The 12484-nt window shown below is 70.1% G+C and carries 11 protein-coding genes; 8 read left to right on the top strand and 3 right to left on the bottom strand.

Annotated elements, in window-relative coordinates:
• Positions 1-2: 2 nt before the first annotated feature.
• On the bottom strand, positions 3-1214 hold the full coding sequence (locus CJ179_RS06045; protein ID WP_072945797.1) for a serine/threonine-protein kinase: 1212 nt from the start codon (positions 1212-1214) through the stop codon (positions 3-5).
• A gap of 211 nt (positions 1215-1425) precedes the next feature.
• Between CJ179_RS06045 and CJ179_RS06040 the strand changes: the two genes are divergently transcribed.
• The 8 genes from CJ179_RS06040 to CJ179_RS06005 all read left to right on the top strand — a co-directional run bounded on the left by CJ179_RS06040 (position 1426) and on the right by CJ179_RS06005 (position 8301).
• A complete protein-coding gene (locus tag CJ179_RS06040; protein ID WP_095860897.1) occupies positions 1426-2265 on the top strand; it encodes a hypothetical protein in 840 nt (279 codons plus the stop codon).
• Entirely contained in the window at positions 2262-3815 is a 1554-nt protein-coding gene (locus tag CJ179_RS06035) for a DNA polymerase Y family protein (protein WP_095860896.1), read from the top strand. The genes CJ179_RS06040 and CJ179_RS06035 overlap by 4 nt, the downstream gene beginning before the upstream one ends.
• 164 nt (positions 3816-3979) lie before the next feature.
• A complete protein-coding gene (locus CJ179_RS06030; RefSeq protein ID WP_015889979.1) occupies positions 3980-4363 on the top strand; it encodes a VOC family protein in 384 nt (127 codons plus the stop codon).
• A 40-nt stretch (positions 4364-4403) separates the two neighbouring features.
• Positions 4404-5189 (top strand): alpha/beta fold hydrolase, encoded by a 786-nt coding sequence (locus tag CJ179_RS06025; protein ID WP_095860895.1) that lies wholly within the window; start codon positions 4404-4406, stop codon positions 5187-5189.
• Positions 5190-5281: 92 nt separating this feature from the next.
• A complete protein-coding gene (locus CJ179_RS06020) occupies positions 5282-6256 on the top strand; it encodes a R2-like ligand-binding oxidase (RefSeq protein WP_072945806.1) in 975 nt (324 codons plus the stop codon).
• A gap of 35 nt (positions 6257-6291) precedes the next feature.
• Positions 6292-6804, top strand: coding sequence for a hypothetical protein (locus CJ179_RS06015; protein ID WP_095860894.1), 513 nt, complete (start codon positions 6292-6294; stop codon positions 6802-6804).
• 10 nt (positions 6805-6814) lie between these two features.
• Positions 6815-7393, top strand: a complete 579-nt coding sequence (locus CJ179_RS06010) for a YdeI family protein (RefSeq protein WP_095860893.1) — start codon at positions 6815-6817, stop codon at positions 7391-7393.
• Between the two features lie 29 nt (positions 7394-7422).
• Entirely contained in the window at positions 7423-8301 is an 879-nt protein-coding gene (locus CJ179_RS06005; protein ID WP_095860892.1) for a sucrase ferredoxin, read from the top strand.
• 5 nt (positions 8302-8306) lie between these two features.
• On the opposite strand, the gene CJ179_RS06000 is transcribed toward CJ179_RS06005, so the two are convergent.
• Positions 8307-10301, bottom strand: a complete 1995-nt coding sequence (locus CJ179_RS06000) for an SDR family oxidoreductase (RefSeq protein WP_095860891.1) — start codon at positions 10299-10301, stop codon at positions 8307-8309.
• Between the two features lie 32 nt (positions 10302-10333).
• A complete protein-coding gene (locus CJ179_RS05995) occupies positions 10334-12454 on the bottom strand; it encodes an MMPL family transporter (RefSeq protein ID WP_095860890.1) in 2121 nt (706 codons plus the stop codon).
• Positions 12455-12484 lie beyond the last annotated feature (30 nt).

Raw genomic sequence — 12484 nt, 5'->3', positions numbered from 1 at the left:
GGTCAGGGCTGCGCGAGCAGGACGATCACGGCCACGAGCACGGCCAGGATCAGGATCGCGACCATGACACCCATGGCGATCGGCGCCCACGCGACCACCTGGTCGCGGACGGTGGGGGCCGGCGAACCCGGAGCGGGCTTCGCCGGGCGCGGAGGCCACTGCAACCGGCCGAGCGGACGCGGCACGTTCTTGAGCGGGGTGCTCTGATGCACGGCGGGCAGACCGGCCTGCGTGGAACCGACCAGTTTGCCGCGGCGCCGTGAGTCGGGCAACGGTGTCGAACGGTGAGCCCACGCCGGGATGGTGCCGTCCGCGGAATAGACGGGCGAGCCGACGAGGTGCGCGACGTTGCCGTCCCCGGCCATGGCCACCCGGGCCAGGGCGTCGCGGGCCTCGGCCATCGTCGGACGACGCGCCGGGTCGGGTTCGAGAAGATGCAGCAGCGTGTCGGTGAGGGGTCCGGCCTTGCTCGGTCGGTAGATCTCGGCCTTCGCGACCCGGTGCAGGAGTGCGATGGAATCGGAGTCGATCCCGAACGGCGGCTGCCCTTCGACGACGGTGTACAGCGTGGACCCGAGCGAGAAGACGTCGCTGGCCTCGGTGGGGTCCTGGCCGCGGGCGACCTCGGGGGAGAAGTACGCGGGCGTGCCGGTGATGACCCCGTTCGCGGTGTCCGCGGAGTCGCCCTTGGCCCGGGCGATACCGAAGTCGCTGATCTTGACGGTGCCGAGTTCCCGGCCGCGGTCGGCGACGAGGATGTTGCCCGGCTTGATGTCCCGGTGCACGATCCCGGCGGCGTGGGCGGCGGTGAGCGCGTCGGCCACCTGCGCGCCGATCTGGGCGACCTCGAGCGGGGGCAGGGTGTCGGCGATGTTCATCGCCTGGGCGAGGCTGCGGGACGGCAGGTATTCCATGACGAGCCAGGGCTCCCCGGCCTCGAGCGCCACGTCGTACATCGCGATGGAATGCCGGTGCGCGAGTTTGGCGGCGTTGCGGCCTTCCCGCATGGTGCGGTCGCGGACCCGGCGGGCCTCGTCGGGGTCGAGTCCGGCTGTCGTGGTGACCTGTTTGATGGCGACGTCGCGGTGCAGCAGGGTGTCCCGTGCGAGCCAGACCGCGCCCATTCCGCCACCGCCCAGTTTGGACCGCAGGCGGTACCTTCCGGCCACCAGGTATTCGGGTCCGATGCCCCTTTCGCTCTGCTCCTGCTCCATCACGCGTTCAGGTTAGAGGATTGTGCGGACACGGGACGCGCGGCCGTCCTGACCTGGTCGTTCGGGGTCCACTTGACGGGCCTGCACGGACCCGCTTTACTGAGAACGGGTTCGAAAATACGTTCGAACAAAGCGTTTGTTCGAGCCGCGTCTTCCCCGTGGTTGCCGACCGCTGTTGGTGCCGAGTGTCAGGGGTGTCGAGTTGGTTGAAGTGGCCGGCGAGCCGGGGTTGCCGGTGCCGGGGGCTCCCGAGTTGTCCGGGCTGTCCCGGCAGGAGCGTCTGGACTACCTCCGGCGACGGATGGCCACCGTTCCCGCACGCGGGGAATCGGTGGCGAGCCGGGCCCCGGTGGAGGGCGGATTTCCTGCGACGGGCACGTCCGCGGCTCCCGATTCCCACGCCGCCGGGGTGCTTCCGGTTCCGGCCGCGCTGGCAGGCCTCCTTCCCCGGGGCGGGCTGGTGCGCGGTTCGGTGGTGTCGGTGTCGGGTGCCACCTCGCTCCTGCTGGGGTTGGTTGCGTCCGTGACCGCGGGCGGCGGTCACGTCGCGGTGATCGGGCATCCCCGGCTCGGGGTGCTGGCCGCGGTCGAGATGGGCGCGCAACTGGAACGGCTGGCCCTGATCCCGGACCCGGGCGCCGATCCGGTGGAGATCGCCGCGGTGCTGCTGGACGGAATGGACCTGGTGGTGCTCGGGCTGGGAGGGGCGTCGGTGGCGCCGTCCCGGGCGCGTGCGGTGGTGGCCCGCGCCCGGAGCAAGGGGGCGACCCTGGTCGTCACGGACGGGCACTGGGACGGCGCGGAGATGCGTCTGGAGGCGCGGGTGCACGGTTATGCCGGGCTGGGCAACGGATCTCAGGACCGGGGCTGCGGGCGATTGCGGTCCCTCAGCCTGGCAGTGTGCGCCCGGGGGCGGTCGTTCCAGCCGCGCACCACCCGGCTGGACGTGCGGTCGGCGCAGGGCCGGGTGGAATGGGTGAGCACACCGGAACCGGTGGTGCCTCTCGGGAACGTCCCCTTTCCGGAGCCGGTGGAGGTGGTGGGCCTGTGAGCCGGGTGCTGGCGTTGTGGTGCCCCGACTGGCCCGCGGTCGCGGCGGCCGCCGCCGCGGATCTCCCGCCCACCCATCCGGTGGCGGTGACGTCGGGCAACCGGGTGATCGCCTGCTCGGCACCGGCCCGCGCGGACGGGGTGCGGCGAGGTCTGCGCCGCCGCGAGTCCCAGGCCCGGTGCCCCCGGTTGCATGTGGTGGCAGCCGATCCCGACCGCGACGCGCGACTGTTCGAGCCGGTCGCCTCGGCAGTCGACGCGGTGGCACCCGGCGTCGAGGTGTTGCGGCCCGGTCTCGTGGTGCTGTCCGCTCGCGGCGTCGCCCGGTATTTCGGCTCGGAGGAGGCCGCCGCGGAACGGCTGGTGGACCAGGTGTCGGCGGTGGGGGTGGAATGCCAGGTCGGTATAGCTGATCAGCTGTCCACGGCCGTGATCGCCGCGCGCAGAGCAACTCTCGTGCCACCCGGCGAGGGGGCGGCCTTCCTGGCGCCGCTCCCGATGCGGGAACTTGCCGCGGAGCCGAGCCTCGCGGCGCCGCATCGCGGGGAGCTGGTCGATCTGCTGCACCGGCTCGGGTTGCGCACAATCGGTAGTTTCGCCGCGCTGTCGGCGGGCGACGTGGCGTCGCGGTTCGGAACCGATGCGGTGCTGGCGCATCGGGCCGCGCGCGGTGAGCCGGAGCGTCCCCCGTCGGGGCGGTCGCTGCCTCCGGACCTGGATGTCGAGGAACGGTGCGATCCCGTCATCGAACGGGTCGACGCCGCCGCCTTCGCGGGACGGGCGTTGGCGGAGAAGCTTCATCGCACGCTGTCGGACGCCGCGGTGGCCTGCACCCGGCTGTCGATCTCGGCGAGCACCGGCAACGGTGAACAACTGTCCCGGATCTGGAGGTGCGCGGAACCGCTGACCCCCGAGGCGACGGCGGACCGGGTTCGGTGGCAGCTGGACGGGTGGCTGACCGGGCGCAGCGAGAAGCGGCCCACCGCCGGTATCGCCGTCCTGCGGCTCGAACCGGTGGAGGTGGTGGCGGCAGGCGCCCTGCAGTTGGGGCTGTGGGGTGGGGTCGGCGACCAGGACGAACGGGCCCGGCGGGCCCTGGTGCGGGTGCAGGGCCTGCTCGGCGGGGAAGCCGTGCAGGTGGGGGTCCTCAGCGGTGGGCGGGGACCGGCGGAGCGCATCACGTTGCTGCCGTTGGGCGACGAGTTGATTCCTCGCAACGATCCGTCGGAGCCGTGGCCGGGCACGTTGCCGGAACCGGCGCCCGCCGCGGTGCTGACCGCGTATCCGGAGGTGTGGATGTCGGACGAGCGGGGTATCGCTGTGACGGTCACGGAACGTGGTGTGTTCAGCGCGCCTCCCGCGCGGCTGCGGTGGGGGAGCAGAGAGTGGGCGGTGTGCGGATGGGCCGGACCGTGGCCGGTGGACGAGCGGTGGTGGGACCCTCCGGCGGCGCGGACGGCGGCCAGGGCGCAGGTGCTGCTGGAGGAGTCGCGGGCGCTGCTGGTGATCTGCACGGCAGGCCGCTGGTCGGTGGAGGGAATCTACGAGTGACACCTCCATGAGTGACACAGGACGCGCGCAGGCATCGCTTGCGGACCGGCCGTCCGAAATGCTTTGCTGTGCAGAGGGTCGCGTGCCGGTGGCGGACAGCGTCAGGCATGGAGGCCGGCCACAGTCGCGTCGTCGGCTCGTGGCATATCCCGAAAGGGTCGAATGTGACCATTTCCTTTAACCACACCATCGTCGCCGCCAAGGACAAGCAGGAGTCGGCGACCTTCTTCACCACGCTGTTCGGGCTGCCGGACGCCGTGCCCGCCGGACATTTCCTGGCGGTCGCCCTCGACAACGGGGTGTCTCTCGACTTCGCGGAACCACCGATCGAATTCCAGCCGCAGCACTACGCGTTCCTCGTCGGGGAGGACGACTTCGACCGGATCTACGGCCTGATCGTCGAGTGGGGTCTCGACCACTGGGCGGATCCGCGGCAGACGCTGCCGGGCACCATCAACACCAACGACGGCGGCCGGGGCGTCTACTTCCTCGACCCGTCCGGACACTACCTGGAGATCATCACCCGCCCGTACGGGTCGGGCCGGTAGTCCGCGGCCGGGTTGCCGGTGCTCGCTAGTCTGGACCCTCGTGGAGACGAGCAGGACTACCCCGACGCGCACCGGCATCGAGATCGCCTACCGGGACAGCGGTGAGCCGTCGGTGGCGGGGTCGGCGGACGTCCCTCCCGTGCCGGTGGTGCTGGTGCACGGGATGGGCGGTGACGGCGGCACCTGGCACAGATTCGCCCGCGCACTCGTCGCCCGCGGGCGACGCGTTCTCGTCCCGGATCTGCGGGGGCACGGTCGCAGTGCCCGCGCCGCGTCGTACCAGTTCGAGGAGTTCGGCGCCGACGTGGTGGAGGTGTGCGACAACCTGGGGCTGACGAGAGTGGATCTCGTGGGGCACTCGCTCGGCGGTCATGCCGCGTCGCTCGCGGCGCAGGCCCGACCCGGACTGGTCCGCCGGCTGGTGATCGAGGAAGCCCCGCTCCCGTTGCGTCCCGGTGACCCGGAACAGGTGTTCGCGAACCGGCTGCCGTCGCTGCCGGAACTCTGGCACGCGACGACGAGCGTAATCCGGCATCCGCGGGCCGTGTTCGCCTTCGACCGGTCGATGACGGGCTCCGCGATCGAACAGTTCCGCCGCCCGGATCCGTTGTGGTGGGACCGATTGCCGGGCATCGAGGCCGACACGCTCATCCTGCGCGGTGGACCGGGCGGGATGGTCGACCCGCGCAAGCTCGAGTCCGCGGTCGCGGCGATACCGAAGTGCCGGGTGGTGGTGTTTCCCGGCGGGCACAGCATTCACCGCGACCGGTACGGCGAGTTCGCGGCGCAGGTCCTGCCGTTTCTGATGCAGCCCCAGACGAGCTGACAAAAAGTCCGAAAATGTAAACCGCAGCGGCCTCGACAGGACTAGCGTGGAAACGGAAAGAGGGGGCTCGGAACGAGGAAGAAGGACCCACGATGTCGACACTCACGCCCGGACGTCCCTACGCGCCCGGCAGGCAAGGGTTCAGCTCGCTCCGCGACGGGGGACTCAACTGGGACGCGTTCCCGTTGCGGCTGTTCACGAAGGGCAACGCCAAGTTCTGGAACCCCACGGACCTCGACTTCAGCCGGGACGCGGAGGACTGGGAGGGGCTGAACTCGGAGCAGCAGCGCAACTCCACGTATCTGGTCGCGCAGTTCATCGCCGGTGAGGAAGCGGTCACCGAGGACATCCAGCCGTTCATGAAGGCGATGGCCGCCGAGGGGCGTTTCGGCGACGAGATGTATCTGACGCAGTTCTGTTTCGAGGAGGCCAAGCACACCCAGGTGTTCCGGTTGTGGATGGATGCGGTGGGCCTGACCCGGGACCTGCACCCCTTCGTCGCCGAGAACCCGTTTTACCGGCAGTTGTTCTACGAGGAGTTGCCGGGATCGCTGAAGGTCCTCGAGACCGATCCCAGCCCGGCCAATCAGGTGCGGGCCAGCGTCACCTACAACCACGTCATCGAGGGCAGCCTCGCGCTCACCGGGTACTACGCGTGGCAGAAGGTGTGCACGACGCGCGGAATCCTGCCGGGAATGCAGGAACTCGTCCGCAGGATCGGCGACGACGAACGACGCCACATGGCGTGGGGGACGTTCACCTGCCGCAGGCACGTCGCCGCCGACGACGGCAACTGGGGCGTGGTCCAGGAGCGGATGGCGGAGTTGATGCCGTTGGCGCTGGGCATGATCGACTGGGTCAACAAGCAATTCGAGGTCCAGCCGTACGGGCTCGACGAACAGGAGTTCATCGCGTATGCCGCGGACCGGGCGCAGCGCAGGCTGGGGGCGATCGAATCCGCGCGCGGACGCCCGGTCGAGGAGATCGACCTGGACTACTCGCCCGAGGCGCTCGAGGAGAAGTTCGGCGAGGAGGACGCCAAGGCGATGTCCGAGGCCGCCGGCTGAGACACACTGCGCGGTGGCAATGGCAGGATCTGCTCATGGCGCTCACCGCACTCGACCGCAGACTCCTCGGCTGGTCCGCAGCATTCGTGATCTCGCAGGCGAACATCATCCGCCTGCTCGGTCCCGTGGCACCCCGGCTCGCCGAGATCCAGACGGCCCGCTCCGCCCGGGACTACACGGCGATCCTCGACGGAATGACCGACTCCGACACGGCGCGCTACCGCAGCCACTACTACCCGGACTTCGTCCACCCGCTGATCTACGCCGTCGCGCTGCGCACGGGCGCCCGGCGGTTGGCGGAACTGACCCCGCTGTCGCCGAGAACGCGGAAGGTGCTGGCGGCGGTGCCGGTGATCTCGGCGGCGGGCGACTACGCCGAGAACGTCGTCGGGCTATACCTGCTGTCCCACCGTGAGCACATCACCGACGCGACCGTGCGGGCCACCACCGCGGTCAGCGTCACCAAATGGGTGCTGGCGCTCGGTGCGCTCGGGTACCTGTCCCAGGGATTCGTGAGGGTCTGGGCGGGAAAGCTGTTCTCCCGCTAGATTCAGGCGCATGGGTGCTGCCGAGTTGAGCGTCGAGTACTTCACCGGCCAGGCCGAGTTCCGGGAGTGGCTCGCCGCCCATCACGCCTCCTCGCCCGGTATCTGGCTGAAGATGGCCAAGAAGGGATCGGCGCAGTCGTCGATCGACTACGACCGGGCTCTGGAGGTCGCGCTGTGCTACGGCTGGATCGACAGCCAGGTGCGCCGTGTCGACGACGACTTCTTCGTGCAGCGGTTCACCCCGCGGTCGTCGCGGAGTCCGTGGTCCAAGCGGAACCGCGAGTTCGCGGAGAAACTCGCCGAGGCCGGTCTCCTCGAGCCCGCGGGCGTGGCCGAAGTCGAGCGGGCCAGGGCGGACGGCCGCTGGGACCGCGCGTACGCAGGACAGAAGGCGGCGGAGATGCCGCAGGACTTCCTGGACGCCCTCGCGCGGAATCCCGAGGCCGAGGCCTTCTACGCGACACTCGACAGCCACAACCGGTACGCCGTCTACTACCGCCTGCAGGACGCCAAACGCCCGGAGACGCGTGCCCGCCGCATCGAGAAGTTCGTCCAGCAGCTGGCGGAGCGCAGGAAGTTCCACGACTGACCGATTTCCGCTACTGACACAATGGCAGCGTGCCTGACACGATCACCGCCACCTGCTCCGCGCTGTCCGCGACCGACGAACCCCTCGCGGGCACCGCTGCGCACGTCAGGGGCTGGGTGTGCCTGGAATTCCCCGGAGCGTGGGGCCGGGACGTGCTCGACGGCGCGGCGCTCGGCACGGACCTGGCCCGCGAACTCGACGCCCGCGCCGACGCCGCCGGGGTGCGGATCATGTTCATCCGGAGGCCTGGCCGCGGCACCGCGTCACCGGATCGGCGAGCGGTGCTGCTGGCACAGTCGCACCCCACGCGGTCGTGGTGCGAGCGGCTCGAGATCGGCTACCCGGAGGACCTGCTCGACCTGGACCTCGGTCTGGTCGCGGGGCCCGCACCCGGTCTGGGCACGCCGGTGACGGACCCCGTCGCCCTGGTGTGCGCGCACGGGAAGAGAGATCAGTGCTGCGCCGTGCTCGGGCGGCCGGTCGCGGCCGGCCTGACCGCGGAGTTCGGCGACGCGGTGTGGGAGTGCTCGCACACGGGCGGGCATCGTTTCGCGCCGTCGCTGATCCTGCTGCCGACGGGCTACACGTACGGCCGGCTGTCGGTGCAGCAGAGCGTCGACGCGGTCCGCGCCGCCGCCCGGGGCGAGGTGTACCGGACCGGGCTGCGCGGCCGCAGTTGCTGGGACACCCAGGGGCAGGTGGCGGAACTCGCCGTCCGCGATCTGGTGGACGCCACCGCCGACGAGCTGACGGTGGACGCGAATTCGGTTGTCACCCATCGCGACGGGCGTCGCTGGGTCGTCGACCTCGAGGAGTGGGAACTGCCGCCGCGGCCGGCGAGTTGCGGGGCGGCGCCGAAGCCGGTACGGCCCGTCATTGCCACCGGAGTTCGCGCCCTCACCCCCTGAGGCGGTCACCAGTGGGTGCCGGGCACCAGCCTTCCGACCTTCCGGGCGGCGCGGCCGAGCACCGACGACGTGTGGTGCCGGGGTTCCGGCGTGCGCCGAGGGGCCGGCGTCGCGTCGTCCGTGCTCGTTCCCTTCGCGGCCGGTGAATCGGGGAACATGCGATACATCTGGTGCATCACGCGGTCCTTGACCGCCGGTGCGAAGACGTGGCCGAGTTCACCGAGCGTGCCGGTCGGGACGTCGATGCGTTTGGGGCGTTCGATCAGCGCACGGACGACCATGGCGGCCGCCTTCTCCGGGGACGTGATCGGCCCGATGTTGTACCGGCCGGTGGGCGCGATCATCGGCGTCTCGACCAGCGGCATGTGGATGGTGGTGAACGTGATTCCGTCCGAGAGGGTTTCGGATGCCGCGACGTCGGTGAATCCGTCGAGGGCCGATTTGCTGGCGACGTAGGCGGCGAACCGCGGGGTCGCGCCCTGGACCCCGGCGCTGCTGATGTTGACGATGTGGCCGAACCGCCGCTCGCGCATCTGCGGGAGGAAGGCGAGAACGAGTCGGACCGCGCCGAAGTAGTTGACGGCCATGGTCCGTTCGAAATCGTGGAACCGGTCCGTCGAGTGGTACAGCCCCCGGCGAATCGAACGACCCGCGTTGTTGACGAGCATGTCGACGTGATCATGTTCGGCGAGAACGGCTTTGACGGTGTGTTCGACCGACTCGTCGTCGGTGATGTCGCAGGGGTAGCCGTAGGCCTCGCCGCCCGCCGCGCGGATCTCCGCGACGACGGCGTCGAGTTCCGCGATGCGCCGGGCGAGCAGGATGACCTTCGCGCCCTTGCGGGCCGTCGCGATCGCGGAACTCCGGCCGATCCCGGACGACGCCCCGGTGATCACGACATGCCTGCCCACGAGCGGTCCGGCGGGGTGGGGCCTGCGCGCCCGGTCGGGGTCGAGGTTCTCGCGCCAGTACGACCACAGCCTGCCGGCGTACGAGGCGAAAGGCGGCACCTCGATGCCGGTGCCGCGCAGCGCCTCCCGGGTGTCGCGGTCGTCGAACACCGTGGGCAGGGTCAGGTTCTCGACGAGCGCCGGCGGGATGCCGAGTGCGCCGAGCACGGCCTTGCGGCCCGCGTCGAGGGCGGAGTCGGGGGTGGGGGTGAGGAACGGGCGGACGAGTTCGCCGGGCAGTCCGATCGCGGGGTGCGGTGCGCCTGCCGCCTCGGCGAGCGCGGCGTAGATCTCCCGGACCGGCTGGGGGCGCGGATTGACGAGGTGGAACGTCTGGCCGTCCCGTCCCGGCGCCGTCATCAGTTCCACGACGGCCGCAGCGATGTAGTCGACGGGCACGACGTTGGTCGCGCCGATCCGCGGGACGGCCACGGGCAGCGCGGCGGGGAGTTTCGCGAGCGCCGCGATGGCGGGGAAGAGGTAGTACGGGCCGTCGATCTTGTCCATCTCGCCGGTGACCGAACTGCCGACCACCGCGGCGGGGCGGTAGATGCGTGTGCGCAGGCCCTCGGCGTTGCGGACCAGTTTCTCGGCCTCGAACTTGGTGCGGTGATACGGGGTGGGGAAGCTCTGGCCGAGATCGAAATCGGTTTCCCTGAACGGCCCCTCGTGATCTCCCGCGACGGCGATGGAGGAGACGTGGTGGAGAGTCGCATCCAGTTCCCGGGCCAGCGCGATGACAGAACGGGTGCCGTCGACGTTCGTGGCGGCCTGCTCGTCGCCGGCCGTGAGGTCGTAGATCGCGCCGAGGTGCAGGACGTGGTCGGCCGTGGGCACGGACCCGAGTCCGAGGCCGGGCTCGGTCAGGTCACCGATCAGGGGATGCACGCGTTCGCCGCCGGGTATGCCGTCGACGAGTGCCTCCAGCCGCGCGACGGACGCGCGCCGGACGAGGACGTGGATCTCGGCTGATGCATCGCGGTCGAGGATCAGGGGCAGCACGTGCCGACCCAGGAATCCGGTACCGCCGGTGACGAGGTAGGTGGCCATGCCCCGAACTTACTCCAAAGTAAGATGATGTACTAGTGGCCGAGACCCACCTTGGCGTGCACCTTCTTCATCCAGGCCGGAGCCCACCAGTTGGCCTCGCCCATCAGCTTCACCAGGGACGGAACGAGGAGCATCCGGACCACCGTCGCGTCGACGAGCAGCGCGACGATCATGCCCACGCCGAGGAACCGCATGATCGACAGACCGGAGATCGTGAACGCCCCGGTCACCACCACGAGCAGCAGCGCGGCGGCCGTCACGATCCGGCCGGTGCGCTCGGTGCCGAAACGCACCGCTTCCTCCGTCGTCGCGCCCGCCTCGTGCGCCTCGACCATGCGCGACATCAGGAACACCTCGTAGTCGGTGGACAGGCCGAAGACGACGGCGAGAATGAGGACCACGAACGTCGCCTCGAGCGGTGCCGGACTGACCCCGAGCAGGCCCGCGCCGTGTCCCAGCTCGAAGATCCAGGTGAGCACCCCGAACGTGGCGGCGAGACTCAGCCCCGCCATCGCGACCGCTTTGATCGGCAGCACCACCGAGCCGAACGCCAGGAACAGCAGGACCAGCGTCGAACCCACCATGATCGCGATCATGACCGGCATCCAGTGCACGATCGCCGCGTTGCCGTCGTCGACGGTCGCCTGGCCGCCGCCGACGAGCAGTTCGGTTCCCTCGGGGACGGAGATGGCGCGGAGACCGTCCACCGCCGCGCTCTGGTCGTCGGTGGTCACTCCCTCGGAGTAGACGGCCTGCACCGCCACCAGTTCGCCGTTGGACGCGACGACGGTGGCGGCGCCGATGCCCGGCACCTGGCCGGCGGCCTGTGCCACCGCGGCTCCGTCGGCGGCGGTCGGCGCGGTGCCGTCGGTGCCGCGGAGGATCAGGGTGGCGCCGTTCCCGGTGGTGGGAAATTCGGTGGTGAGGGTGTCGGTGGCGATACGGGCGGGATCGTTCTCGGGCAGCGCCGTGTACGTGACCTCGCCGAGTGACGCGCTGAGCAGCGGCGCGGCCAGGACCATCAGACCCGCGACGATTCCGACCGCGATGGCGACCGGCCGACGCATCACCCAGGTGACGACGGAGCCCCAGAACTTGCGGGCGCGCACCTCACCGCGCTGCGCCGCGTCCTTGCGCCAGCTCAGCGCGTTGATGCGGTGACCGAGGATCGCGAGCAGCGCGGGCACCGCGGTGAGGGACAGCAGCGCCGCACTCGCGACCGCGGCCATCGCACCGAACCCGAGCGACTTGATCACGTCCTGCGGAAACACCAGCATCCCCGAGAACGCGCACACCAGAAGCAGACCGGAGAACAACACGGTGCGACCCGCGGTCAGGACGGTGCGCCGGGTCGCCTCGGCCACGTCGGCGCCGGACTCCAGTTCCTCGCGGAAACGGCCGACGATGAACAGGCCGTAGTCGATCGCGAGCCCCAGGCCGAGCAGGGACGCCACATTGATCGCGAACGAACTGACGTCGGTGAACAGGGTCAGCAAGCGCAGCGTCGCGAGGGCGCTGAAGATCGAGAGCAGCCCGACGAACACCGGAACGGCGGCGGCGACCAGTCCGCCGAAGATGAAGACCAGCAACACGAGAGTGATCGGCAGCGCGATCGCCTCGGCCAGCACCAGGTCCTGCTGCAGCCGGTTGTTGAACGCCACACCCACCACCGAGTTGCCCGCGAACTCGGTGTCGACGCCCTCCACCTCGAGCTTCGGCAGCAGATCGTTGAACGTGGCGGCGGTGATCCCGGCATCCGGGTCGACGGTGATCGCGGCCGACGCCTTGGTGCCGTCCTCCGACACCATCAGGTGCTTCCTCGTCGCGTCCGCCGTCCAGTACGACGTCACCGAATACGTCGGCACCTCGGCGGCGAACCGGTCGAGACTCGCGGTGACCTGGGGGCCGATGTCGTCGAGGGTCTTCCCGTCGGGTGCGGTGTAGATGGCGATGATGTCCGGCGTTTGCGGACCCAGATTGTCCTCGACGATTCGCGCCACCTCGGCGGATTCGCTACCGGGGTCGATGAATCCGCCGGAGCTGAGCTTCGCGAACACACCGGTGCCCCACACGCCGCTCACCACAACGGCGAACACGGCGAGGGTCAGGACCCACCATTTGCGTGAAACAACGGTCGAGGCCCAACGTGTCATGCGTCAACTCCGGGTGATCGGGGGCGGTCG

Source organism: Rhodococcus sp. ACS1, from assembly GCF_002300155.1.
In the GTDB taxonomy this organism is placed as follows: domain Bacteria; phylum Actinomycetota; class Actinomycetes; order Mycobacteriales; family Mycobacteriaceae; genus Rhodococcus_F; species Rhodococcus_F koreensis.
Note: the sequence above shows the minus strand (reverse complement) of the source record. Positions and strands in the feature narration are given on the sequence as shown.